The organism is Paraburkholderia ultramafica (assembly GCF_902859915.1).
Lineage (GTDB): Bacteria > Pseudomonadota > Gammaproteobacteria > Burkholderiales > Burkholderiaceae > Paraburkholderia > Paraburkholderia ultramafica.
In genome coordinates this window covers 1-26,493 of sequence record NZ_CADIKK010000042.1, presented here as the reverse complement: position 1 = coordinate 26,493, position 26,493 = coordinate 1, and the positions used below count along the sequence as shown (strand labels likewise).

Below are 26,493 nucleotides of genomic sequence, written 5' to 3'. Positions count from 1 at the left end.
TGCCGCAACCAGCCACGGCTCAGCGTATCAATTGTGGGCGCCTCAAGGGTTCGCTGCGCCGGGCTTACGCCCGCCCTTGACCCGCCAAACCTACCCACTCAAAACTCAAAGGAAGCTAATTTTTTAAGAACGATTAAGGACTTCAACAAGGACTCAGAGAAACGCCGTCGATAGACTAGGTCTCAGTTTTCCTCGCACTTCAAGCGAGTGCTGCATGTCTCCCCATGTTAACTGAACCTTTAGGATGTACACGGCCATGGCAAATCCAAAACTCGAAGTCCTGACACCTGCAAACTCGCAGATCATCTTCATCGACCAGCAACCGCAAATGGCTTTCGGGGTCCAGTCGATGGACCGTCAGGCGCTCAAGAACAACGTAGTAGGACTCGCGAAGGCAGCGCGGGTATTTAAAATTCCGACCACTATTACGTCCGTGGAATCCGAAAGTTTTTCGGGCTATACGTATCCCGAACTGTTGGACGTGTTTCCTGATCACAAAGTGCTCGAACGCTCGTCCATGAATTCGTGGGATGACCAAAAGGTTCGTGATGCGCTTGCTGCAAACGGCCGGAAAAAGGTCGTGGTGGCAGGTCTGTGGACAGAAGTTTGCAACAACACGTTTTCGTTGTGCGCCATGGACGAAGGCGACTACGAAATCTATATGGTCGCCGACGCGTCGGGCGGCACCTCGAAAGAAGCGCATGACTATGCGATGCAGCGCATGATTCAGGCCGGTGTGGTTCCGGTGACCTGGCAACAGGTGCTGCTCGAATGGCAACGCGATTGGGCGCACAAAGAGACTTACGACGCAGTCATGGCGATCGTCAAGGAGCATTCGGGTGCGTACGGGATGGGCGTGGACTATGCCTACACCATGGTCCACAAGGCGCCCCAGCGCACGGCGGTGTCGCATGAGGTTCTGGCGCCGGTGCCCGCAAGGAAGTAAACGGCCGCATTGCGTCGCCCGGCGGGGCGGCTCGAACAGTGTGCGGGGCACGTCTACCTCGGATTTATTGAGCATCCACCGGCACGAACGTGCCAGTGGATGCGGCGGGGTTCGCGGGCGGTGCATCCATGTGCTGAATTCCGCATGCCGGCTGCAGCCTGTTTCTGAATGCTTCATGGAGGCAATCGCGACGCGCGACCGCTTCCCATGAATAGCTCCGTGCCTGAAAAACGGAGCGCTCCCCATGAGGATCGCCATGACTTCCAATACTTCCGCGCCGACACCGGCCGAAGTTGTCTTCTTCAACGGTAAGATCGCAACTCAGGACGACAAGCGCTCTTTTGCCGACTCACTTGCCGTCGCGGACGGCCGCATTATCGCTGCGGGTTCGCGCGACGCAGTGATGCGGCACGTGAACGGCAACACGCGTCACGTCGACCTCAACGGCCGCACGGTTATTCCGGGGCTGAACGACTCCCACCTGCACATCATTCGCGGCGGCCTGAACTTCAACATGGAGTTGCGCTGGGATGGCGTGCCTTCGCTGGCCGACGCGCTCGACATGCTGCGCAAGCAGGTGGCCCGCACGCCGGCGCCCCAGTGGGTTCGCGTGGTGGGCGGCTGGAACGAATTTCAGTTTGCCGAGCGGCGCGCGCCGACGCTCGAAGAAATCAATGCGATTGCACCGGATACGCCGGTGTTCATTCTGCATCTGTACGACAGCGCGCTGCTGAATGCAGCGGCGTTGCGCGCGGTCGGCTATACCAAAGACACACCGAATCCGCCCGGCGGCGAGATCCAGCGCGACAAGCGCGGCAATCCGACGGGCATGCTCATCGCGCGGCCGAACGCCGGGCTGCTATACGCCACGCTGGCAAAAGGCCCGAAGCTCGCACCTGACGATCAGCGGAATTCCACGCGCCATTTCATGCGCGAACTGAACCGGCTCGGCGTGACGAGCGCGATCGATGCGGGTGGCGGCTACCAGGCCTATCCGGACGACTACGCGGTCATCATGGACCTCGCGAAGCGCAACGAACTGACCGTGCGTATTGCGTACAACCTGTTCACGCAAAACGCGAAAAAGGAGATCGAGGATTTCGCGAAATGGGTGAAGATGACTAAGCCCGGTGAAGGCGACGATTTCCTGCGCGTGAACGGCGCGGGCGAGATGCTGGTGTTCTCTGCCGCCGACTTCGAAGACTTTCTGGAGCCGCGCCCCGATCTGCCGGACACGCTCGAAGACGAGCTCGGAGCGGTCGTCAAGCTGCTGGTGGCGAACCGCTGGCCGTTCCGCCTTCACGCGACCTACAACGAATCGATCGAACGCTTCCTGAATGTGTTCGAACGCGTGAACGCCGAGATTCCGTTCAACGGGCTGCGCTGGTTCTTCGACCACTGCGAGACCATCACGCAGAAAAATATCGAGCGCGTGCACGCGCTCGGCGGCGGCATCGCGATCCAGCATCGCATGGCTTATCAGGGCGAGTACTTCATCCAGCAATACGGTGATGAGGCGGTCAAGCGCACGCCGCCGATCCGCCACATGCTCGACGCAGGCCTGCCGGTCGGTGCGGGCACGGACGCGACGCGCGTCGCGAGTTTCAATCCGTTCGTCTCACTGTACTGGATGGTGTCGGGCAAGACGGTGGGCGGCACCTCGATGTACTCGAGCGAGAACAGGCTGGATCGCATGGAAGCACTGCGCCGCTACACGGTGGGCAGCGCGTGGTTTTCGAATGAAGACGACCGCAAAGGCGCACTCGTTCCCGGCCAGTTCGCGGACTTCGCGGTCCTTAGCGAGGACTACTTCAGCGTCGACGAGAGCCGCATCAAGTTCCTCGAATCGGTGATGACGGTGGTGGGCGGCAAGGTCGTGTACGCCGATGACGAATTCGCGCCGCTCGCACCGCCGGCATTGCCGGTCAGCCCGTCGTGGTCGCCGGTCGCGGAGTTCGGCGGCTATAGCCGTTACAAGCCGACCGCAGTCGCGTGCGTAGACGGCTGTGTGAATCTGTGTGGCGTGCATGCTCACGCGCACGGCTGGGCGTGGCGCAAGAACGTGCCGGTCAGCGATTCGAACGGTTTCTGGGGCGCGTTGGGATGTAGCTGTTTCGCGTTCTGATACGCGATTCTGATGGCCACCGGTTCGTGCCACCTGGCGAGCGAGGACCTTTATGCCGACCCTGACAGACGGTGTGTTGTTTGGCCTCGGCATTCTGGTGCTCGATTTTCTGGCGTGGCGTTTCATGGATCGAACGAGCGAACAGGTGCGCCTCGCTTTTCGCGCGATCATGTTCGCGCTGTCGACTTATGTGCTGTTCAGTTCGGGCATGAATCCGCTGGGCGCGGCGCCGTGGCCGGACGAACCGTTGCGACATCTTCTCGCGCAAGTGCTGGAAGTGGTGTGGTGGCTGCAGGGCGCGCGTCTGGCGACGATCGTGCTGGATCGTGCCGTGCTGCCCGAGACGTGGCACAAGGAACGTCTGTTTCAGGACGTGCTCGGCGCGCTGGTGTTTCTGGCGGCAGCAGTCGGCGCGATTGCGTTTGTTCTGCAACTGCCGGTGCGCGGCTTGCTCGCGACCTCCGGGGCGCTCGCGGTTGTGCTCGGCCTGGCGATCCAGAGCACGCTCAACGATGTGTTTTCCGGCATGGTGCTAAACGCCACGCAGCCATTTCGCATTGGCGACTGGATGACGATTGGCGACGTGGAAGGCAAAGTGGTCGAGAGCAACTGGCGCGCAACGAGCCTGCTTAACGGTCAGGGAAATATCGTCGTGCTTCCGAACAGCGTGGCGGCGCGTACCAACATCGTCAACGCGAATCAGCCGTCGCACACGCATGGCATCAGCGTCGTGCTGCCGGTCAATCCGTCGATCCGTCCGGCGCTCGTATTGGCGGCGCTTTCGAACGCCGCCAGGAGCTCCGGGGCCGTGCTGACCGACCCCAAACCGGTCGTGAGCGTGCGCCGCGCGACCATCGATGCCATCGAGTACGAGATCGTCTGCTACGTCCCCGAACTGGACCGGAAGACCGACGTGCGCAATGACCTGTTCGATCTCGCGCACCGCCATCTGCTCTCGCGCGGTGTGGTTTTGCAGCCGTTGTCGGTGCCCGAAGCGGCGCCCGGCGGCCCGGACGAGAAGCAGCGTCTGCTGCGCAACGTGCTGATCTTTCGGACGCTCGAGGCCGACGAGTTGGCCCAACTCGCCGCGAAGCTCACGACGCACGTGTTCGAAGCCGACGAGACCATTTATACGGCTGCGGATGAGAGCGGCCACGAGCTTCACATTCTCGCGCAGGGCGTGGCCAAAGTGATCGTGCCGAAGGATGGCGGCGAGATCGAACTGCGTCGGCTCGCGCCTGGCGATTCGATCGGCCAGTCGGGCATCCTCGCCGGCGTCAGGACGGCTGTCGTCGTGCGTGCGTTGACACACGCCACCGTCTTGCGGCTGGGCAAGAGCGCGTTGACGCCGGTGCTCGAACGGCGCCCCGAGGTGGCGAAGGAAATGTGCCGGCTGCTGTCGGAACACCATGCAAGCGAGCAGATGCTGCTGTCGACTCCGCCGAACGTGGACGATACCCCAGGTGGCCTGCTGCATTGGATTCGCGACGGCATGCGGCGCTTCCATGAACTGACGCTTTGAGCGCATGCCTTTGAGCGAATACACATCACTGTCGTGTCGATTAAGTCTTTTTAAGGATTCGCCAAAGCCTTTATCGATTTAATTCGCTACGCTGCAATGGACAGGACCCGACTCGACTCGACTTCGAGTCGTCCCGCTTACCCTGGCAGCGAGGCCGCCGGGCATGCGGGCAGAAGCACGCTGAAGCGCGGACGTCTGACACGGAGGAGTTGACATGAAGAAATCCATTGCCGGCGTGGATATACCCGACGGCGCAGTGGCTCAGGCAGCAACCGATCTGACGCAGAGGATGGAATCCGAGCTGATGTTTCATCACGCCCAGCGAGCGTTTCTGTTCGGTGCGCTCACGGGATACCGCGAGAACCTGAGGTTCGACGCCGAACTGCTCTATGTCGGCGCGATGTTTCACAACGCCGGGCTGAACGCCAGATATCAGCGTTCACCCTACCGCTTCGAAGTGGACGGCGCGAACGCCGCGCGCGAATTTCTGAAGCAGCACGCGGTTGCGGAGCACGGGATCGCCGAGGTCTGGATGGCCATCGCATTGCATACGACACCGGGCATTCCGGAGCACCTGTCGCCCCTGGTCGCGCTGATCAGCGCCGGTGTGCAGATGGATGCGCGGGGCGCCCGCTACGACGAATTCACCGCGCAGCAGCGCGACGAAATCGTGCAGGCCTATCCCCGTGAATCCGGCTTCAAGAAGAAGCTGATCGAAGCCTACGCGCGTGGCATGGAACATCGTCCTGCCACGACGTTCGGGACGGTGAATGCCGACGTACTGGACCGGTGGGACCCGAACTATCGCCGCCTGAACTTCTGCGGAATGGTATTGGGTTCGGACTGGCCAAATTGACCGTGGTTATAGAAAGGAGGAACAGCATGGGCTACATCATTTCACTCGGCGTCGGCTTCGGCGTCGGCCTGCTTTACGGGCTACTGAAGGTTCAGTCGCCCGCACCGCCGCTGATCGCGCTGGCCGGGTTGCTCGGCATGGTGCTGGGCGAGCATGCGATACCGGTGGTCAAAGCGCAGTTCTTCGCGCAGGCGCCGGCGCAGACAGTTCAGGTCGCGAAGCAGATGAACGACGGCGTAGCACAAAAGCCGCTGACGCCGGGCGCGACGAAGGAAGGCGGGTGATGTCGCAAGCAGGTGTTTTTCGCACGGCGAGGCACGGCTTGTGAATCGGCACGAAGACACGATTCTCGCGCTGATTGCGGGCTACGTCGACACGGTGGGCTTTATCGCGCTGTTCGGATTGTTCACGGCGCACGTGACGGGCAACTTCGTGCTGATCGGCGCGGAGGTGGCGGGCGTGGGCCAGGGTGTGCTGCTGAAGCTTCTGGCGTTTCCGTCGTTCATCGTAGGGATCGCCATGAGCAGTGTGATTTTCAAGTTTCTCGAACGCAGGCATGCGGCGCATGCGGCAAGTGCGTTGTATCTGCTTCAGGCGGCGCTGCTGGTGTCTTTCCTGGTGACCGGGTTGCTGGCGGCACCGATCACGGATGCGACCGCCGCGATGGTGCTGATATGCGGTGTATTGGGAACCATGGCGATGGGTGTGCAGAACGCGCGCGGCAAGTTGCTGCAAGTGGCCGGCCTACCGAATACGGTGATGACCGGCAATGTCACACAGGTCGTGCTGGACGCGATCGAACTGATCCATCGCGGGACGCGAGGCGACCACGGGCAGCAGGTGAGCGAACGGCTCAAATGGACGTTGGCGGCCATGTCAGGTTTCGCCGCCGGCGCGATTGCCGGGGCGCTTGCGTTCGTCAAGCTTTCGTTCATTGCCGTTGCGTTGCCGGTCGCCGTGCTGCTGTTTTTGGCCTGGAAGCGCAGGAGCAACCCGTGAGCGGCCAGGCTGCGGCGAAGCCGTCGCGGCGCAAACCCTCCGCTGACAACACGTACACGGCCTGCTGGAACAAAGGCCGGTCAATCAATCGTTGCTAACACTATCGGGTAATCAAAATGTTCAGGTCGCTTCATCGGGTTCGTCCTGTTGCGCTGCTTTCCGCAGCGCTGCTGATCGGGTTCACTCCCGTTTCGTCTGCCTTCGCCGATGCCGGGCCGCCGGAAACAGGGAGCGCCAAAACCGCGCTGGTGAAGCACCCCGACGTGTCGGTCGGCGCACAGTACGACACGACCCACGTGTATGTCGCTTCGGCGGACCTCGATGCGTTCGTCAACAGCTTCATCGCCACGTTCGGCGGCAAGGCGTCGCCGCGCGCCGTGTTCACAGTGACACCTACGCCGAGCAAGACCGCGTCGCAGTACGTGCAGACGCCGGTGGGCATGCTGTCGGTGTTCGGCTTCGAAACACCGGTTCCGTATCCGTTCGGTAATGAGCGAACCGGCTATCTGGTCACCGACATCGACCAGGCGTTGAAGGCGGCGCGTGCGGCCGGCGCGGACGTGCTGGTCGATTCGTTCGACGACCCGATCGGTAAAGACGCGATCATTCAATGGCCGGGCGGCCTGACGATGCAGTTGTACTGGCACACCAAAGCGCCCAACTATGCGCCGCTGCAGAGCGTGCCGGATAACCGCGTGTACGTGTCGCGTTACGAGGCGAACAACTTCGTGCGCCGCTGGCTGCACTTCTCGCATGGCAAGGTGGTGTCCGACAATCCGCGTGCGGATGCCGGTGTAATTGGCCGTCCGGGCGGGACAGTTCGCGAGATCCGTATCCAGTCAGGCTTTGGCCGCATGATCGTGTTCGTTACGGACGGCAAGCTGCCGTTCCCGTTCGGGCGTGAAACGACCGGCTACCGTGTCGCCGATGTGGCACAAACAATCGAGCATGCGCAGGCCGCCGGCGCGAAGGTCCTCTATCCGGCCTACACCGGTGGATCGGACAACACCGCCATGCTCGAATTCCCGGGCGGGTATATCGCCGAGGTGCACGATGGTCAGTGAAGCCGTCGTCACGAAGACGGCGACGTCGCCGAAAGCACGCACGCAGGTGCAGCGCGGTGGCGTGCTGCGCGCCGCTCGTGCATTGCTGCTCGGCACCGGGCTGGCAGCGGCGCTGCCGGCCTGGGCGGTGGACACCGCGCTAGGCGGCGCCGACGATACCACGACGGGCGCCGGCACGACAGCAAGCTCGTCGGCTGCGGCTGGCGCTGCTACGGCGCCGTCGTGTGCGCGCCCCGCGATCATGTTCAACCGTTGGCAGGAGAACTGGTCGGCGTTGGCCAATCCGTGCGTGCCGAAAAAGCCGTTCGATTCGCTCAAGTACATTCCGCTGTTCGGCAATCCCGATGCTTATATTTCGCTGGGCATGGTGCTGCGCGAGCGGCTGGAAATCAACGACGCGCCGCTTTTCGGTCTCGGCGCAGGCCACGACGACACTTATGTGCTGCAGCGGTTGGAGGTGCATGCCGACGTGCGCCTCGGCCCGCATGTGCAGATCTTCACGCAGTTCGAAGACGCGCGCCCGTTCGGCAAGGACACTGTCACGCCCGTCGACAAGAATCCGCTCGACTTGCGCCAGGCGTTCGTTGCGATCACGGAGCCGCTGGGGCCCGGTACGTTCAAGTTCCGCGTCGGGCGGCAGGAAATGGCATTCGACTTGCAACGCTTCATCTCGGTGCGCGACGGCCCGAACGTGCGCCAGGCGTTCGACGCCATCTGGGCCGACTATGAAACCGGCCCGTGGCGCTGGATCGCGTACGCGACGCAGCCGGTTCAATACCGCGACAACTCCGATTTCGACGACGTCTCCAATCGCGATCTGACATTCAGTGGCGTGCGTGTCGAGCGCAAAGGTGTCGGGCCCGGCGACCTGTCCGCGTATTACTCCCGCTACAACCGTAGCAACGCGCGCTTTCTCGATGCCACCGGCGCTGAACACCGCGACGTGTTCGACGCGCGCTACGCCGGCAACGTCGGCCATATCGATTGGGACGCCGAGGGGATGTATCAGTCCGGACATGTCGGCAGCAAAACGATCGGCGCGTGGGCGGTGGGGTCGCTGGCCGGCTATACGCTGTCCTCAGTGCCGTGGACTCCGCGCATCGGCCTCCAGGTGGATGCCGCATCGGGTGACACCCATCCGGGCGACGGCCGGGTCGGCACCTTCAATCCGCTCTTTCCGAACGGCTACTACTTTGCGCTGGCCGGCTATACCGGCTACGCGAACGTGATTCACGTGAAGCCGTCGCTGATTCTCAAGCCGAACAGCAAGCTGGCGCTGCTCGCGGGCGTGGGGCTTCAGTGGCGCGAGACGACTGCGGACGCCGTGTACCAGCAAGGCTCGGCCGTCGTGCCGGGCACGGCGGGGCATGGCAGCCGCTGGACCGGGTTCTATACGCAACTGCGCGCCGATTGGGCGGTCACCGCCAATCTCGCCGCAGCGCTCGAAGCCGTGCATTTCCAGGTCGGACCGTCGTTGCGCGATCTGGGCGCGCGCAATGCCGACTACGTCGGCGCCGAACTAAAGTTCGGCTGGTAGAGGCGCATTGTCCGCAATCCGTCGTCACGACGACGTGCTAGAAGAGGCCATGTCATGAACACCCCGGACTTATCCGCCGGCGCGGCGGCGCCGTCGGAACTCGAGATTCCGTATTCGTCGCTGGAGTACCGGCAGCATCAGATGTTTCCCCGCCTGTCGGCGGCAGAGATTCAAAGCTTGCGACGCTTTGCCAGGCCCATGTCCTTCAAGGCCGGCGAACTGATTTTTGAAACCGGGCATGTTGCGCTCGGCCTGTTCGTGCTGCTGCATGGGCGCGTGCGCATCTATTCGCGCGACAGTTTCGGGCGCACGACGCTCGTCACCGAACATGAAGACGGGCACTTCATGGCGGAGATGGCGCAGCTTTCCGGCAAGCCCGCGTTGATCGACGGCGTGGCGTTGACGGATGTCGAAACGCTCGTGATCGAGCCGGACCGGCTACGCGCCTTGATCGTCGCCGACGCGCAACTGGGCGAGCACATCATGCGTGCGCTGATTCTGCGGCGGCTCGGACTGATCGAGCAGCGGCTCGGCCCGATTATTGTCGGCAACGGCGACGACGCGCGGCTGGTCGCCTTGCAGGGATTCCTGCGCCGCAATGCGTACCCGGCGATGGTGATCGACGCGCGCAGCGATCCCGAGGCGATCACGCTGCTTGGCGGCATGACCACCGGCGCCGGCGATTTTCCGCTGGTCTTCTGCCCGAACGGCTCTGTGCTGCGCGCACCGGATGAGGCGCAACTCGCGTCGTGTCTCGGACTCGTACCGACCTTCGAGCCTTCGCATGTCTATGACGTCGCCATCGTCGGCGCGGGACCCGCGGGATTGGCAGCCGCGGTGTATGCGGCCACCGAAGGGTTGTCGGTCGCGGTGTTCGACCGACGCGCGCCGGGCGGCCAGGCGGGCGCCAGTTCGCGGATCGAAAACTACCTCGGCTTTCCCACCGGCATTTCAGGCCAGGCGCTCGCCGCGAGAGCCTTCCAGCAGGCGCTGAAGTTCGGCGCGCATCTGGCGATTCCCGGCAAGGTCCTGGACGTGCAGCGGCAGGACGGGATCTTTCTGCTGTCGCTGTTCGACGGGCAGCGCATCAGCGCCCGCACGGTCGTGGTGGCGAGCGGAGCCGCTTACCGCAAACCGGCGGTGCCGGGCTTCCAGAGCTTCGAAGGGCGCGGCACCTACTATTGGGCGTCGACGATCGAAGCCAGGCTGGTGAAGGGGCAGGACATCGTACTGATGGGCGGCGGCAACTCCGCGGGGCAAGCGGTCGTTTTTCTGGCAAATTTCGCGCGGAGCATCCGCGTGCTGATTCGCGGTGAAGACTTGAACGCGAGCATGTCGAAGTATCTGATCGACCGCATCGGTTCATTGCCCAACGTCACGCTGTGCACGCGCTGCGTGCTGCGCGGGATCGATGGCGACGAAGCCGGACTCACCCAATTGCAGATCCGGCATGAAGACGAGGGCACCGATGAAGTGATCGCCACGCGTCATCTGTTTCTGTTCATCGGCGCGGACCCGGAGACGGATTGGCTCGGCTCGAGCGGCGTGGAGCTTGATAACCGTGGTTTTGTCGTCACCGGGTCCGCCCGCGGCGAGCACGGCCTGACTGAAGCCAGCGCACGTTTTCCGCTCGAAACCAGCGTGCCGGGCATGTTCGCGGTCGGGGATGTGCGCTCGGAGTCGGCCAAACGTGTGGCCGCGGCGGTGGGCGACGGCGCGGCAGTCGTGAGTCAGATCCACGCGTATCTGAGCCGGATGGCAAGGGCTGCTGCTTAAGGCTGTGTAGCTGTTTAACCGGCGCGCTGCGCCTGCATGACGCCGGACACAATGGCGCAGACTGCTTGACCACAATGAATGGAGCAACAGCGAAGGCCTATTTCACGACTCAAGACGGCACGCAGATCTATTACAAGGATTGGGGTGCGGGCCAACCGATCGTGTTTTCCCATGCATGGCCGCTCAACGCGGACGCATGGGACTCGCAAATGATGTTCCTTGCGGAACACGGCTATCGTGTGATTGCGCACGACCGCCGCGGTCACGGACGCTCATCGCAGCCGTGGAACGGCAACGACATGAACACCTGCGCGGACGATCTCGCCGGGCTGATCGAAGCGCTCGATCTGAACACGATGATGATGGTCGGTCACTCGGCGGGCGGCGGCGAGGTGGTGCGCTATATCGCGCGCCATGGTACGAAGCGTGTCGCCAAAGCCGTGTTGATCGCCGCCGTGCCGCCGCTCATGTTGAAGACGGAAGCGAATCCGGGTGGCCTGCCGATGGCGGTATTCGACGGCATGCGCGAGGCCGTGTGCAATGACCGTTCACAATTTCTGAAAGACGTCGCGGTACCGCTGTTTGGCTTCAACAGGCCGAACGCCAAGGTGTCGCAAGGCATGCTCGACGCGTTCTGGCGGATCGGCATGCAAACCTCGATCAAGGGCGTGTACGACTGCATCAAGGCATTCTCGGAAACCGACTTCACTGAAGACCTCAAGCAGGTCACGGTGCCGGCTCTCGTACTGCAGGGCGGCGACGACCAGATGGTGCCGCTTGCCAACTCCGGCGTGCCGTCGGCGAAGCTCATGCCGACCGCGCGGTTGAAGATTTACCAAGGTGCGTCGCACGGCCTGCCCACGACGCATGCGGACCGCGTGAATGCGGATCTGCTCGCGTTCATTCAGTCGTAAAAGAGTAGGCCGGCGGCGCCGTTTCCCTGTCCGCCGGCCGTTGACGCGCGCCGCTCTTGCCGCAGCGATTGCTCAGCCTGCCGAGCAGTTCGTGCGCCTTCCGAACATCGGAAGTGCCGGCGGCGCTTTCCAGATCCGCCGCGATCGGAATCAGTAGTTCAACGGCTTCTTCAGTCTGGCCTTGCGCGTCGAGTAGGTGCGCCATCGCCATCGATGCACGCAGCTCCCACATTTTCGCGTCCTGCTCGCGGGCAAGGTGGAGCGCCTTCGAAAAACAGGAAGACGCGGCAGCGATCTTCGTCCGGCGGGCATGGCTCGTGTGGGCGTGCTTCTCTGCTTCGGCTTGTGCCGCGACGCCCAAAGCTCGCCAGACCTCCGGCAGAAAGAACAGTTCGCCGTTGCTCTGGCAAAAATCCAGCGCCTCATTGAGCCGGTTCGATGCCTCCGTCACGCGTCCTTGTTCAATCAGCGTCTCGGCGTACGTCACGATAAGCGGCGTGACCAAGCGCCGGAAGCCGTGTGACTTCAATGCATCGAGCCCGGCTTCGAGGACCGGCAGCGCCTGTTCCGCGCGTCCGTCGAGAATGTCGCGGTAAGCCGCAAGGCACGTGCAATAGTCCAACCAGATCGCAAAGCCGTGTAGCGCGGCTTGCGATCGCATGAGGTCGATGTAGCGCGAGCCGCGGCGCAAATCGCCGGACATCAGCGCAAGTGGAATGACTATGGCTCCGAGCAGGTGCGTGAGCGACGGCTCGATCGTTTCCGGGCGAATCGCGTCGACAAGCGTATCGACAAGGGCCGTGGCCGCATCGGGATCGCCCTGGAGCCAGGCGATTCGGGCCAGCGTGCCGTTGCAAAACACCACGGGATTGACAGCAAACCGGCCGTCGGGCCGCCCGTCGCCCGGCAACCGCATAAAGCGCTGGCTGGCGCTCGTGAGGCGTTGCTTTGCCTCGGTGTGCCGACCGTGACAATGCAGTGAAATCCCGATCATCTGGTCGGCGAGAACCTTCTGCCACGGCGTGCCGTTCCGCTCGGCCACCTGCTGAAACTGCTTCGCCAGGCTCATCGATTCATTGATGTTGCCGACAGAGAGCTTCGTGTTCCACAGGCCCCATAGTGCTTGGGTATAGAAGGCCTGGTCGCCGGACGCGACCGCGAATGCGAGGACTTCCCGCCACAGTTCCGCCGCCTTGGGAATCGGCCCGCGGACATAGGGTAACGCCGACGCCAGCGCACCGCGCACGCGCATTTCGACGGCGGCATCCACCGATCGGGCGGGCAGGGCTTCGAGTGCATCCACCGCTTGCACGGCACGCGTGCAGCATTCTTCGATCAGGCCCGCATCGAGCAGCGTACCGGCCAGATTCGACGCCAGCTCGACCCCGACGCGCACATCGCCCTCAGGTGAGAAGGCCCAGTCAAACGCGGCGCGCGCGTCGTCGAGCACCTGTTGGAGGTCGGTTGGGTTGCCGGTGTCGCCGAGCGGGTCGCCGTCCGTTTGCGCCTGGAAGCAGCGCGCCAGGTAGTGCGCGTTGCGTGAGGTCATGATCCGCAACTCGCCTTCCGCGAGGAGCTTCTCCATCGCATAGGCGCGGGTCGATTCGGAGAGGCGATATTTCCTGACCGGTCCGTGGAATTCGACGTTGACCAGCGATTTCGCCACCAGTTCGGTGATACCGCTGATCGCGTTTGCGACCGACTGTTCCTCGTCGCACGCCACGGCGCACATGGCCTCGAAAGTAAAGCTGCCACCGAATATCGCGAGACGTCGGAACAGCGACCGGGTGTCGGGGTCGAGTATCGCGAAGCTCCAGTCGAACGTCGCGCGCAAGGTTTGATGGCGCGGCAGAGCGGTCCGGTAGCCTCCCGTTAGCAATGCGAAACGGTCGTTCAGGTAGCGGTGAACACCCGCGAAGCCGAGGGCAGCGACGCGCGCCGCTGCCAGCTCGATCGCCAGTGGAATGCCATCCAGCCGGCGGCAGATCTCGCCGATAAGATGAACATCCGCGCTGACGGCCTCCACATGGCGTTGCGTTGAATTGACGCGTAGCAAAAGCAGCCTGACCGCGGAACACTGAAGAATCTCCGCATCGGTTGAATCCGAAGACGGGATGTCGAGTGGCTCGACCCTGTACATCGTCTCCGGCATAACGCGAAGAGGTTCGCGACTCGTCACGAGCACACGTAGAACTTCGCTTTCGGCTACGAGTGTGTCGACGATCTGCGCGACAGCGTCGATCACATGCTCGGCGTTGTCCAGCACGAGGAGCATACGTTTGCCGGAAAGCGCCGCAGCCAATTGAGGGATGCTGACTGCGGCATCGAGCGAGGCCAGCCCGCATGCCTTAGCGATCTCGCAAAGGATCGCACCCTGAGTTGTTGCCGTAACCAGTTCGACAATGTACACAGCTTCGGAAAACTCGTCCCATACCTGGTGTGCTACCTCCATAGCCAGGCTCGTCTTCCCTATGCCGCCAGCTCCAACCAGCGTTAATACCTGCCCTCCCTGGAGCAACATGCGGATCTGGCAAACGGCTGCGTCGCGGCCCGTTAGCCTGGTTTCGCGCGGCGGCAGGCGGCGCCTGACGATCGGCCGGGAGTCGACCGCAGGGGCCTGGATCGTAATGGGCCGCTGTCGCAACCGATACCCGCGGCCAGGGATCGTGACAATCAGGTCGCGATCCGTGCCGAGTATTTTACGCAGCGCGCACAGATGGACCTGGATATTGTTTTCTTCGACGATGGTTTCTGGCCAGACAATACGCAGCAGTTCGTCTTTCGTAACGAGTCGTCCAGCGGCCGACACGAGCGCGGCGAGGATATCGAAGGCGCGCGATCCAAGAGGCACGACTGCGCCGCTCTGGCGCAGCGTACGCATCGCCAGATCGATCTGAAACCGGCCCAATTCGATCATGCTGGTGCCGCAATTCGTGGGTCGCTCGGTAACCGTCATGTTTCTGCTCGCGTTGATCGAGGGAAAGCTGCGCGTCGGTTTATGCCAATGTCGATCGTATTCCGGCTGAGGCAACCAGTCGCCTACCTGGTCCGCAGACGCCTAACGTCACGGCGTATGCATGCGATAACAGCATCTTTGACTTATTAATCCCCGTGACATTGGAAAAGGTCTTGTTTCATCAGACCGAACCCATGTCTGTACCGCTCTGGGAGCGGCCCCTAATCGCGAAGGAGCGGAAGGTGATAGCGGCCCGAGTGTGCCTGCTTTACTTTTGTTCTGAAACTGGTCTATAAACAAAATTCTTTTGAAAAAAGATCAACAATGAACATCACCCTTGATGAGCTGGAGACTTTCACGGCTGTCGTCGACACCGGCTCGATGACGGCAGCTGCTCAACATCTCGACCTGACGGTTTCGGCGACGAGCCGGACCTTGGGGCGCCTTGAGGAAAAGCTGAAAACCACATTGATGCGTCGGACCACGCGCAAAATGGAACTGACCGAGGAAGGGCGAGCGTTCCTTCAACGCGCGCGCGCGATCATCGATTCGGTTGAAAGCGCGGAGGAACAGATGGTCGTGCGGCGTGAGAATCCGTCCGGACGCTTGCGGATCGACGCCGCGGGGCCTTTCATGCTGCATGTGATCGCGCCACTCGTGCAGGGCTACCGCGACCGCTATCCGCATGTCTTTCTGGAATTGACCACCAACGACGGCATCATTGATCTGCTCGAGAGTCGCACCGACGTGGCTATCCGGATCGGCCGGCTCAAGGATTCGACGCTGCACAGCCGGCTGATTGGCAACAGCCGCATGCGCGTTCTCGCGAGTCGCGACTATCTCGAGGCGCACGGTCATCCACGCAAGGTCGAGGACCTTGGCAAGCACGCGCTACTGGGTTTTACGCAGCCAGAGTCGCTCAATGTCTGGCCATTGTTCGGCGCCGACGGTGAGCCGTACCGTATCGAGCCGGTAGCGTGTTCGTCGAGCGGTGAGACGCTTCGTCAGTTGGCACTCGAAGGGGTTGGCATCGTCTGCCTGTCGGATTTCATGACTGCGCAAGACCGCGAAGCTGGGAGTCTCGTGCAGATTCTCGCTCGCCAGACCAGAGACATCCGTCAGCCGATCCATGCCGTCTACTACCGTAATACCGCCGTTTCTTCCCGGATAGCGTCCTTTATCGATTACCTGATGGATGAGATTGGAGGCAAGGCGTCGACCCGGCATCCGACTGCGTGGGCGCGTCAAGCGTAGGTCGGATCGAGTGCTGCCGAATTCAAGCTTCGAATAGTCTGACTCGCCGTTGAGCATAACTACCACGAAGTGGGGGACGGTGATCCCGGCTGGACGCTTCCCATGTCGGTCCGGTTTGTCATTGCCCAGGACGGCACTGTCGCGGACGCCGAGGTTAGCCCCCGCTCGACTCACAGGCCTGACACCTGAAGCGTTAACTCCGGCGCTGAATAATATCGGCCGTCTACCACTGACCTGCAGATAGTCTCCCCCCACTTGGCTATTTGCCGGGGCTTATTATTTCCAGTCGCTTGAACGTCCGTTGAGGAGAAATCGGATTGTCCCTTGTGGGTCGCGAAGAGTCCCTCGCATCGCCCGAAAGGAACCATTCGCCTTCCCGGGATGCGCGTCAATGAGAACGTGCGCTCACGCAAGCAAAGTTGTAACGTAACGTGCGATGCCGACCAAGGCGCTACTCCGTGCTACTTTTCTGTTGATTCATCGCCCAGACGCGCTTGACCTGGCTTTGACTGCATCGGGCAAGTTTTGCCGTTACTGTTGAAGTCCGTAGATTCTGCTAATGATGTCCATTGAAGCGCTAATCGTGTCCGTTAAATCCGCTAACGCAACCGGCGGATGCCCTCGAATTTACGCATCTCGCGATAACGGCTGATCGCGCGCAACGCCGCATCAAAGTGACTCGAGAGACGAAATATAGAGGCGGGGACTGTTTCCAGAAGCGTGTGATGCACAGTGCAAAATTCAACTGTCGGTTCGAGCCATTCGCGTTTCCAGCGAGGTGCCGATACGTCCGCGTCATTCAGCACAAGGCATCTGAAGCAGTAAGGCATGCAGCGCCGCTCGGAGATCCATGCCGAAGGCGTTTGGACGTGCCTCAACCTCTGTTCATCAAGACGGGCCAGCGCTGCGAATTGTTGCAGCGCTATCTTTGAAATAGGAGGGAAAAGGATCCATCCGGCAGTTCCATGCGCTGGTAGCGGCTCGCTTGCGCTCATTTCCCAGAGCATCGCAACACTCACCTGATATCGTGCGGCGACACGGCCTAACCAGCCACCAAAGGCTTCTTCGTAGAAAGGCCTGGGAGCAACCGGCCACGGGGTAACGCTACTGTGCGACTCGGCAGACATGTTCGAGATGCGTGATACCGATAAATTCGTCGCCACTGCGAATTGATAGTTCGGCTGCGTTGTTCAGTAACGTGGATATCTCGCCGGTCAATCCGCCGGTCGCGCTCAGAACAAACTGAACGATCTCGCGTCGCGCGAGATCCGATGGCTTGCGCAGTGGCAACACGCGTTCGAACGCCGCGAGAAGCCGCCGCAGACCATCGCTCTCCCGCCACCGTGGAATTTCGAACGGCGTATAACGACTTATCATCTGCGGATCGGTTTGGAGCGCAAGTACTGCGTCACGGGTACCGACTAGCACCATACTGATCTGGAGGTCATTGGCGAGGAATTTGAGTAGGTTCAGGGATGCCCGTTGCTCCCGATAGCTGCCCGCCAGCAGGTGGTGGACCTCATCGACAACCAGCATGCGTGGCGACATGCGCTTGAGAATCTCACGTGCCAGCCGTTCGAGGGACGCGAGGCCGGCCGCCGCGTTGTGGGGAGCGCCCAGTTCGAACAGTAACCCCGAATAAAACCGATGCTGGTCCGGGGTCGGTGGCATTTGCATCGCGACGACCGGACAACGTTCGACCCCGCTTCGCTCGTCAAACTCGTTGGGATGTGCACGCCGGAATTTGGCCGTGATTTTCGTCTTGCCTATATTTGAGTCTCCGTGCAGGAGCAGGCACGGCATCCGGTCGCGGCGTGGCGTTTCAAATAAACGCTCAAGCTGCTGCAGAGCCTGTGTCGCGCGGGGATAGTCGATCCAGCGGTCGCGCAAAAGTCCACAAACTCGTTCGTCGTTGCCTAGCTCGGCCTGTTTTCTAACGGCCGGCAACAGATGCGCGAGCGTCCCGTCCTTCATACTTCTCCTCACCATTCCTCGACGTTGAAGGCCTGAACCTGCGCGGTGTAGTCGATCGTTTCAGCCTCCTCGGTTGTCGCACGCGTGAGCGGCAGAATTCGGTCAAGCAACTCATCCAACGGGGGGCTATTTTTCCGTGACCGACGACGTGCGCGGGTCGTCGCCTGCCTAGCTTTGAGAATCAGGCGCCGTTGCTCTTCAATTGTCCTGAAGATCAGGGCCTCCGAGACAGTGTGCTGCCCTTCTGACCGAATGGCTTGCAACGCTGCCCGATGTTCAAAAAGAGAAATGGCCGGCCGCCGCATGTCCGCGTACCGGACTTCGAGGTATTCGCCCCTTCCTGCCGTCACAAAAACACGCGAGAGATCCTCAGGATGGTATCGAACCGTAACGTCACGCCTGGTCTGCCGCCAGGCGACAAATATCGGATGCCAGTAACGAACGTGGAATAGCGTCAGTCCGTTATCCTGGATCGTCCTCTGCGCAACAGGCAGAAAGCGAATCAGGAATCTCAGTTCGGCGTCGTTCGTCGCGGGCAGTTGCCGCGAATCGGGATTGCGGACGAGCATCCGCCACGTGTCGGCTGGCGTTGCTCCAAGCAGGCCACGATGCGGAACGTGATGGTAGCGTCTAGCGATCTCGATCGCGAGCCATTGTTCAAATTCTCGAAGAGTCAACGACGCCGTCTTTTCGGACCGGCGCGCCTTGCGGCCTTTGGGGGATGATCCCGTGGCCCCCGGAAGGCCTCGGACGCGCTCCATCAGCGTGCGGTTGACCCGCTCAATGTGACCACCGAAATGAGGACGCCCGACTGGACGATACATGAGGTGGATGCCGAATTCCCGACATCCACTGCGAAGGGCCCTGCTCTTGAACTCGGCAGCATTGTCGAGATGGAGAACTCGCGGAATTCCACGCATCGGCCATTCTGCATCCGCCTCGATCATTGCAAGCCAGGGGGCTTTGGATAGTGCCGCTCTGGTAAGCAGCAAACCGACGGTCGCTGCTCCCGGACGTTCCATGCTGACGTAAAAACTCAACACACATCTGGTCGCGACGTCCAGAGCAATAGTTAGCCATGGGCGGCCGATCACCTGTCTGTCGTATTCGCTGACCAGAAACACATCCGCTTGTGTATGGTCGACCTGAACGATTTCCAGAGGATACTTTGCGACAAGCGAGCCTGGAGGAGTCATCGCGTCGGCAAGAGCCGCTCGCTTCAGAGCGTCTGCCTCGCGATGCTGAGCCCACCGCCGGCCAATCGTGGTTCGGCCCGGTGGTTGCAGTCCGGCAAGTTCACATCTGCGTCGAACCTCCAGCACGAGATCGGTTGCAGGATGCGCCAATTGTCGTTGAGTTGGCAGCCAGACATGAACTACTTCGTCGATCACAGCATCAACAGCCCTTCCCAATCGACGATCACCCTCAGAAGGCCCTCGGCGTTTCGGGATGACGGCGCTCGCTACCGGGTTTGCGAGAAACTTCCGCCGCAGACGATAGACCGTAGTCCAATGGACGCCCAGCAAGTTCGCAGCCAACACCGCAAGCTTTTTCGACAGTGGTCCTCGCCCTAACGGCCGGAGAACGTCTGCTATTTTCGCAGCACGGCTATTTGTTTCCTCCGGAACCGCCATTGCCGCTCCTTATCGAGCTTCGCCAGACGCGTTAGCGGAATTAAAGGACAGGACGAACGCGTTAGCAAAATAAACGGACATCCGAGCGTTCGTTCGTTGCTGAAACGCAACGCCTAAAAAGGCATGCGAAGCCGCTGCTACGCCTTATTTCGTGGGTAACAATGCAATCTTACATTAGCGTAATCTATGGACGGGATTAGCAGTTTTGAAGGGCTTCAACAAAAATCTTGTATTTTCCCACCTGGGCACATCAATGCCGTTGGCCCGTGAGGATCCGCCTGCCTTTGCTCTCACGTTCACGGGTGGGACGCGTTCATTTCAATTCTGTCGATGTCGCCGACCTTCAGCGCCACCACTTCGCTCGCGCGCAGCCCGGCGCCGTAGGCGACTGACAGCGCGGTCTGGTGCTTCAGGTTGCCGGTGGCGGCGATCAGCCGGGCCACCTCGTCGCGGCTGAGCACGACCGGTAGCGTGCGGGGCACGTGCACCGGCTGCATCCTCGCCATCAGCTCAGGCTCGTGGAGGGTGATCTCGAAGAAGAACTTCAGTCCGGTGATCGCCGCATTGAGCGACACCGGTGATACGCCGTGGTCGACCAGATGCAGCTGGTAGCGCCGCAGGTCCTCGACGGTGGCGGTGTCCGGTGGGCGTCCGAGAAACGCGGCGAACTGCCGGACTACGCGCAGATAACCGGATTGGGTTCCGGGTGTGAGTTTGCGCATGCGCATGTCGTCGGTCATGCGCTGGCGCAGCGGACTGATACTCTGGCCGGTGTGAGTCATGGCTCTGCTCCTGATGAGGAACGAGGCGGATTGCCTCGTCCTCCATCATGGGAACAGCGCGGGTTTCCTCTTCCACACCGCTAACGTCGGGCCGGAGCCCTATTACCGCGCGAGCGGTTTCGTCCACTGTCGCGACATCGGACGGTGATGGCGAGGATCATTGTTAGCTTGATTTGATTGCGCCAGCGGATGCGCTGCCGGTGAGAGCAAGGACGGGCACGGTAAACTGGAATACGGCGCCACGGGGCACGTTCGCTGTGACCCAGAGCCGCCCCCCATGCGCTTGCATAATGGATCGGCAGATCGAGAGTCCCATGCCCATGCCGGCAGCCTTCGTCGTGTAGAAGGGCTCGAAGACGCGCTCGACGTTCTCCGCCGCCACGCCAGGCCCCGAATCTCGCACGGAAACGAGGACGTCACCCGAGTCGTCCAGGCCGCTGCTGATGATCAATTCCCGTGCCCTCTCGTCAACCGCGCTCATCGCTTCGATGGCGTTGAGCACCAGGTTCAGCGTTACCTGCTGGAGCTGGATGCGGTCCCCTTCCACCAGCGGCAAGTTCTCGGCTAGCTGCGTTCGCAGCGACACGCCGTTCCTATCGGCCTCGGCTCGCGTCAGGGCAATGACCTCGGCAATCGCCTCGCCGATCTGCAACTGTTGCTTACTCGGCGGAGCGTTCTTGATGAGGCCACGAATCCAGTTGGCGACCTCGCTTGCGCGCTTCGCGCCCTTGACGATCTGATCAAACGCCCGCCGAGCTTCCTCCCAATCCGGCGGCTGAGCATTGAGCCAGCGCAGCCCCGCCTGCGCGCTCATAGCATTCGCCGCAATCGGCTGCTTGATTTCGTGAGCGATGGACGCGACCAGTTGCCCCATGGTTGCTACGCGGTTCGCGTGCTCCAGCGCCGTCTGAGCCTCACGGTAGCGGCGCTCGACCTCGCGCATCTCGGCCTCCACGCGCTTCCGCTCGGTCAGATCGAGGACGAACCCAACGCCTTGCCTCCCGCCCTCGAAGGCGGCCGTGCCCACCAGCACGGGTACGCGAGTGCCGTCCTTGCGCAGGTACTCCTTCTCGTAAGGTTGGAACGTTCCGGTCCTCATCAGCTCGTCGTGCGCTCGTGCCGTGCGCGCGCGCCATTCCGGCGGCGTGAGGTTCGAACGCCGTACGCGGCCGGACAGGAAGTCGTCGCGGTCGTATCCCACCATCCTGAGAAACGCGTCGTTAACTTCATGGAGGACTGCGTCGGCGGCTTGAGGCGTTTCGCCTTCAAGCCGCCACATGAAGATCCCGATGATGTTGGCGTCGACGAGCCGCCGGATCTTCGCCTCGCGCTCCGCCAGACCTCGGTACAAGCGGGCGTTCTCGAGCGTCATCGCGGCTTGCGACGCCAGGAGCTTCAACACCGCGATGCGGGCCGGCGCGAACGCGCGCGGCGTCAGATTGTTCTCGAGATAGAGCGCGCCGATGAGTTCACCCTGGTTGATCAGCGGCAGGCAGAGGACCGAGCGGACCTGTTGTCGGCAAATGTACGGATCGGCGCCAAATGGGTCTTGATTCACTGCGTCATCGAGCGTGAGGCTTTCCCGGGTGCGCATGACGTAGTGCAGCACGGATTCGGGCAGCATCGCCGTTGTCACACACTCGTCGCGCACCTGCACGACGAGCGAGCCGCCCTCGACTGCCGCTGCCGCCTTGATGCGCGGTTCGCCCCCGCTCGCGAGGACCAGCAGCCCGCGCTCGCCGCCCGCCTGTTCGATCGCAGTGCGCATGAGCGTGTCGAGCAGCTTGTCCAGCACGATCTCGCCCGAGACTGCCTGCGAGACCTTGAGCACGGTGGCGAGGTCCAATTGCTCAACCGGTGCCCCGATCGCCCCGACCGTGCGAGTTGTGGGTTGTTCCCCGCTAAGGACCGGGTACGTCTGGTCGAGTTGCCACACCTTGCCATCCGCTCCCCAGCAGAGATAGCCGTAGCGGGCGTTCCGTAGATAAAGGTCAGCGATCTGGTCGAACCCGCGCGCCCGGTAGAAGTCGGAAGCGCGCTCATAAGCAATTGCCTCATTGTGGACGAAGCCATTGTCACGCGCCGAACGGATCGCCTGTTCGTAGAGGTGCATCGCGTCGGCGTCGCGGCCCTCGATGCGAGCAAGCTCGGCGCCCACCAGCGCGGCGCGGTTCTCGAAATTCTCCGGGCAATTGTCCGCCCACACCTGCAGCTGCCTGTGATGCGCAGCCAGAGCGTCCAGGTGCTGCTGCCGCTCGCCGGCTGCTGCGGAATCGAAGGCGGCGGCCCGGGACAGGGCCGCGTAAAGGTGATGCTCCGCCGTTTGCAGGAAAGATGGTGATGTCCAAAGCACTCGCTGCGCTCTGTTCGAGGCTTCCATGGCCGCAGCATAGTCACCCGCAAGGAAGCGCGCCTGCAGCTTTCGGATCCAGTACCAGCACTCGGCAAACGCCAAATTCGGATTGCTGGAGAAACGGCGCTCGTACCGGCGCTCATCGAACTGTGCATCGTCAAAGGAACCGAATTTCGGCGTTAAGCCACGGAGCGTACGGGCAAGCCCAAGCATTGGGGTGATGACATCAACGCCGAACGCAAACCGTGCTTTCTGCGCAAACTCTACCCCTTGCTCGGCTTCACGTTGAACTTCGGCAAGCGAATCGCCTGCCATGAGAAGGTTCGTAACTAAGGCGTCGTTTGTATAACATGCAAAGGTGAGGTCTCCAGCCCGCGTCGCCGCTTCGAGGGCGCGCCCAATCCACTGCCGCAGGGAACGGACGGGTTGCGACCATGGGGCAACTATTACTCCGAAACCCACATAGACTCGCGCCGCATAGCGGTCGAACCCGCGCTTTTCCACCAGATCGCAGCCGAGCTGACCAAAGCGAAATGCGGTCTTGTAGTCGCCGAAGCGCGCGCCGGCGACCATGCCAAGCATGACGTAGGCGTAGCACGAGCCATCGCAGTTGCCGCGCTCGAGGCTGAGACTGACCGCCTTGCACATCGTCAGGGAAGCCAGGTTCGCATCCGTAAACAAGGCCGGCGGCAAGGCCTTAGTCAGAACAGCGAGGGTCGCGAGGGATGCCGGGTCCTCCATCGGCGGCAAATCGATGAGATCCTCGATTGTCCGGCCCCCAAGCAGTGACCCGATCCGCTCGTATTCGCGTCGCACCTCGTCCTCTTTCGGATGGGGCGACCATTCGATACCGACATGCCGGAGGTAGTCGAGACACACAGCGACCGCGCGGCCGCTCTGATCGAGCGTCGTGCAGACATCCATCCGCAAGCACGCGACGATGGCTTGTTCGACCGTTGTCGTGGCGCGATTTGAGAGTGCCGCCAATCGCCCCTCTGCGACCGACGACTGGCCGGTCAAAAATTCGCATTCGGCCCGGTTGAGCTCCAGCGCAAAGATCAGCTCGTGCCTGCGTTCCCAGCAATCGTCCTCCAGGAGTTCTGCACCGGTATTGAGATAGGTAAGCGCCGAGGCGTAGGCTGTCGACGCCTTGGCGCGCTGGCCGGCGAGCAGGTTGAACTCGGCCAACTGCGCACGCTCGTCGCGTGAAGTAATCAAGGCCGCGCCGCGGTTCAGCTGATTGACGAGGTCGAAGATCGCCTCCGCTCGCTTTTCCGGTGGCGTCTGCACTGCGAGCAGCCTCCCGATCCGCAGATGGACCTTAGCGCGCAGTGCTTTCGGGATCAGCGAATAGGCTGCCTCCTGCACCCGGTCGTGGATAAACTTGTAGGAGCCATCCAGGCGCTCGATCAACTCCAGCCGGACCGCCTCCCACAGCGCCGCGTGGACCTGCTCCTTCAAGGTCCGGAGCACGATCGAAAGCATCGCGATGGCGGCAACGTTGCCGAGGCAGGCGAACTGCTGCAACGCCTGCTGCGTTTCGGCTGTCAGGCGGGTCAGCTTTCCGACCATCAGGTCGACGACATTCTCGGTGTAACCCTTGGCATGGATGCGATCGAGATCCCAGGACCAGCACGCCGCGTCATGATCGAAGGTAAGTAGATCCTCTTCGGCGAGCGCGTTTAGAAACTGAATCACGAAGAACGGATTGCCGGCGGTCTTCAGATGCACCAGCTGCGCCAGCGGCGCGGCGCGTTCCGGTTCGCAGTGAAGGGCATCCGCAATCAACTTCTCGATGTGCTCACGGGCGAGCGGCGCAAGCGTGATTTCATCGATCTTGGCGCCTGCGTTCCTGAAGGCCTGAAGCTTGGCCACCAGCGGATGCGTGGCATCAACCTCATTGTCGCGATAAGCGCCAATCAACATCAGGTGTTGCAGATCCGACCGGGTTAGCAGATCTTCCACCAGGTCAAGCGTCGCCGCGTCGAGCCACTGCAGATCATCGAGAAAGAGCGCCATCGGATGTTCCGCTCGGGCAAATACGCCAATGAATCGGCGAAATACTAGCTGAAAACGGCTTTGCGCCTGCTGCGGCTCAAGCTCCGGGACCGGCGGCGGGTCCCCGATGACGAGCTTCAGTTCGGGGATGAGGTCGGTCATGAGCCGTGCATTTGGCTCCAGCGCCTCCAGCAACGTGCCGCGCCAGCTCGCCAACTCGGTGTCGCGCTTGCCGAGTAGAGGCCGCACCAGGCTTTGAAAAACCTGCACCAGAGTCGAATAGGGAATGTCGCGCTTGTACTGGTCGAACTTGCCGGAGGCGAAGAGCCCCCGCGGTGGCACCAGTACCTTGTTCAGTTCGTTGACGACCGACGATTTGCCGATGCCGGAATAGCCAGCAACCAGCACCATTTCCGGCACGCCGCTCTTGACCACGCGGTCGAACGCGGCGACTAAGGTATCGACCTCGCGCTCCCGCCCGTACAGTTTCTCGGGGATTAGCAGCCGGTCGGGCGTGTCGTGTTCGCCCAGCGGGTAGTCATCGATGCGGCGCTGGCGCTCCCAATCGGATAGGCAGCGCCGAAGATCATGCTCAACACCGGCGGCAGTCTGGTAGCGCTCTTCGGCCGTCTTGGCGAGGAGCTTCATGACGATTTGGGAGACCGGAGCCGGGATAGTAGCCAACCGCTCGCGTGGCGGCACCGGCTTTCTGGCGATATGGCAGTGCACCCATTCCATGGGCTCAGCGGCCGTAAACGGCAGCGCGCCGGTGAGCATCTGATAGAGCGTGACGCCGAGCGAATAGAGGTCGCTGCGCGAATCGATCGAGCGATTCATCCGGCCGGTCTGCTCAGGCGCCATGTAGGCGAGCGTGCCGGCGATGGTCTCGGGCAGCTCGGGCGCCTGTCGCTCGCGCGGCAGCCGCGAGGCGATGCCGAATCCGGTGAGCCGCGCCTGTCCGTCCGCGCAGTTCACGAGGATATGGGCGGGTTTGAGGTCCTTATGGACGAGGCCGCGCTGGTGGAGCTTGCCGAGCGCCGCGGCGATGCCGACGGCAAGGTGCAAAACACGGCCCACTTCCATGGGCGCGCCGAGCAGCCGCTCGATCGGTTCACCGCCCGGATCCTCGAACACCAGTTGGGTCCGACCGCCTTCGCGCACCAGCTCCAGCGGCCGCACCGCCCACGCGCCATCGAGTTCGTCCTTCAGTCCGAACTCGTGAGCGAGGCGATCGAGGCTGGCGGGCGGGGGATGTTCGGCGGTGGGCCGCACCGCCAGCACGGTCCCGTTGTCGCCGGGGTGGTCCCGCCATACGCGGTATAAGGCAAGCTCGCCGTCCTCCAGCAAGACCTCGACCCTGTCATCCCCAAGCGGTCCGAATCGAAAAACCGGATTCAACTGGTGCCTCCCCATCAGGCCGGTCGCCGCGGCGCAGGAAGCACTGCCTCCCAGGCAGACCGTAAGAAGCCAGTTTGCCACACGCAACAAGGAATGGTGTTTGTTACCGGTCCGTATCCGCGGGTATCGGCCTGACGATGCAGCAGCGGTTCCGGCCGCGAACAAGGATCAGACCTGATCAGACCTGGCAAACCTCATGAAGGCCCGAGCGAAAAACGGTCCTTCCCGGAGGTCCGAGCCGGAGTCGACAGCCGACATCCACGGGCAAAGAATGAATGTCGGAAATTGGCCGGTGGACTAAACCGCTCGCGCGGTAGGGGCTACGGTCAGACGCCGGTGGTCAGGGAGAGGCCGGCATCGCGGTTCCGTATGTTGGCGAATGAGGCAACCCGCCTCGTTCTCCAG

General features: G+C 61.9%; 16 protein-coding genes and 1 pseudogene. 11 read left to right on the top strand and 6 right to left on the bottom strand.

What is annotated here, in order from left to right; all coding sequences use genetic code 11:
• The first annotated feature begins 256 nt into the window (after nt 1–256).
• The 10 genes from HV744_RS31175 (at nt 257) to HV744_RS31130 (ending at nt 11,739) form a co-directional block, all read left to right on the top strand.
• Entirely contained in the window at nt 257–946 is a 690-nt protein-coding gene (locus HV744_RS31175) for a hydrolase (protein WP_175153180.1), read from the top strand.
• A gap of 256 nt (nt 947–1,202) precedes the next feature.
• Complete coding sequence (locus HV744_RS31170) at nt 1,203–3,071, top strand: amidohydrolase (protein WP_175153179.1); 1,869 nt, start codon at nt 1,203–1,205, stop codon at nt 3,069–3,071.
• A gap of 52 nt (nt 3,072–3,123) precedes the next feature.
• Nucleotides 3,124–4,593 carry a mechanosensitive ion channel family protein gene (locus HV744_RS31165; RefSeq protein ID WP_175153178.1) on the top strand — a complete coding sequence of 490 codons (1,470 nt, stop codon included), beginning with the start codon at nt 3,124–3,126 and terminating at the stop codon, nt 4,591–4,593.
• A gap of 214 nt (nt 4,594–4,807) precedes the next feature.
• Nucleotides 4,808–5,449, top strand: a complete 642-nt coding sequence (locus HV744_RS31160) for an HD domain-containing protein (RefSeq protein ID WP_175153177.1) — start codon at nt 4,808–4,810, stop codon at nt 5,447–5,449.
• Between the two features lie 26 nt (nt 5,450–5,475).
• Nucleotides 5,476–5,733: a DUF1427 family protein gene (locus tag HV744_RS31155; protein ID WP_175153176.1), complete on the top strand. Its 258-nt coding sequence runs from the start codon at nt 5,476–5,478 to the stop codon at nt 5,731–5,733.
• Nucleotides 5,734–5,773: 40 nt separating this feature from the next.
• Complete coding sequence (locus HV744_RS31150) at nt 5,774–6,448, top strand: YoaK family protein (RefSeq protein ID WP_175153175.1); 675 nt, start codon at nt 5,774–5,776, stop codon at nt 6,446–6,448.
• A gap of 116 nt (nt 6,449–6,564) precedes the next feature.
• Entirely contained in the window at nt 6,565–7,512 is a 948-nt protein-coding gene (locus tag HV744_RS31145; RefSeq protein WP_175153174.1) for a glyoxalase, read from the top strand.
• The gene (locus tag HV744_RS31140) at nt 7,502–9,049 is read left to right on the top strand and encodes an alginate export family protein (protein WP_246279277.1); all 1,548 of its coding nucleotides are present in this window, start codon (nt 7,502–7,504) and stop codon (nt 9,047–9,049) included. Before HV744_RS31145 ends, HV744_RS31140 begins: the two co-directional genes overlap by 11 nt.
• A 54-nt stretch (nt 9,050–9,103) precedes the next feature.
• Nucleotides 9,104–10,825, top strand: coding sequence for an FAD-dependent oxidoreductase (locus tag HV744_RS31135; RefSeq protein ID WP_175153173.1), 1,722 nt, complete (start codon nt 9,104–9,106; stop codon nt 10,823–10,825).
• 74 nt (nt 10,826–10,899) lie between these two features.
• Nucleotides 10,900–11,739, top strand: a complete 840-nt coding sequence (locus HV744_RS31130; RefSeq protein ID WP_175153172.1) for an alpha/beta fold hydrolase — start codon at nt 10,900–10,902, stop codon at nt 11,737–11,739.
• Here HV744_RS31130 and HV744_RS31125 read toward each other — a convergent pair.
• Nucleotides 11,726–14,695, bottom strand: a complete 2,970-nt coding sequence (locus tag HV744_RS31125) for an ATP-binding protein (protein WP_175153171.1) — start codon at nt 14,693–14,695, stop codon at nt 11,726–11,728. The two genes, HV744_RS31130 and HV744_RS31125, sit on opposite strands and share 14 nt — an antisense overlap.
• 324 nt (nt 14,696–15,019) lie before the next feature.
• Here HV744_RS31125 and HV744_RS31120 point away from each other — a divergent pair, with 324 nt between their 5' ends.
• The gene (locus tag HV744_RS31120; protein ID WP_175153170.1) at nt 15,020–15,949 is read left to right on the top strand and encodes a LysR family transcriptional regulator; all 930 of its coding nucleotides are present in this window, start codon (nt 15,020–15,022) and stop codon (nt 15,947–15,949) included.
• A gap of 599 nt (nt 15,950–16,548) precedes the next feature.
• Here the strand turns inward: HV744_RS31120 and HV744_RS31115 are convergent.
• The 5 genes and pseudogenes from HV744_RS31115 to HV744_RS31095 all read right to left on the bottom strand — a co-directional run bounded on the left by HV744_RS31115 (nt 16,549) and on the right by HV744_RS31095 (nt 26,088).
• Nucleotides 16,549–17,076, bottom strand: a complete 528-nt coding sequence (locus HV744_RS31115; RefSeq protein WP_175153169.1) for a TniQ family protein — start codon at nt 17,074–17,076, stop codon at nt 16,549–16,551.
• Entirely contained in the window at nt 17,054–17,923 is an 870-nt protein-coding gene (locus HV744_RS31110) for a TniB family NTP-binding protein (RefSeq protein WP_175153168.1), read from the bottom strand. The genes HV744_RS31115 and HV744_RS31110 overlap by 23 nt, the downstream gene beginning before the upstream one ends.
• 8 nt (nt 17,924–17,931) lie before the next feature.
• Nucleotides 17,932–19,557 (bottom strand): Mu transposase C-terminal domain-containing protein, encoded by a 1,626-nt coding sequence (locus tag HV744_RS31105; RefSeq protein WP_175153167.1) that lies wholly within the window; start codon nt 19,555–19,557, stop codon nt 17,932–17,934.
• 314 nt (nt 19,558–19,871) lie between these two features.
• Nucleotides 19,872–20,339, bottom strand: a pseudogene (locus tag HV744_RS31100) (tyrosine-type recombinase/integrase); the annotation flags it as partial.
• 163 nt (nt 20,340–20,502) lie between these two features.
• Nucleotides 20,503–26,088, bottom strand: coding sequence for a trifunctional serine/threonine-protein kinase/ATP-binding protein/sensor histidine kinase (locus HV744_RS31095; protein ID WP_246279276.1), 5,586 nt, complete (start codon nt 26,086–26,088; stop codon nt 20,503–20,505).
• Nucleotides 26,089–26,493: the final 405 nt, after the last annotated feature.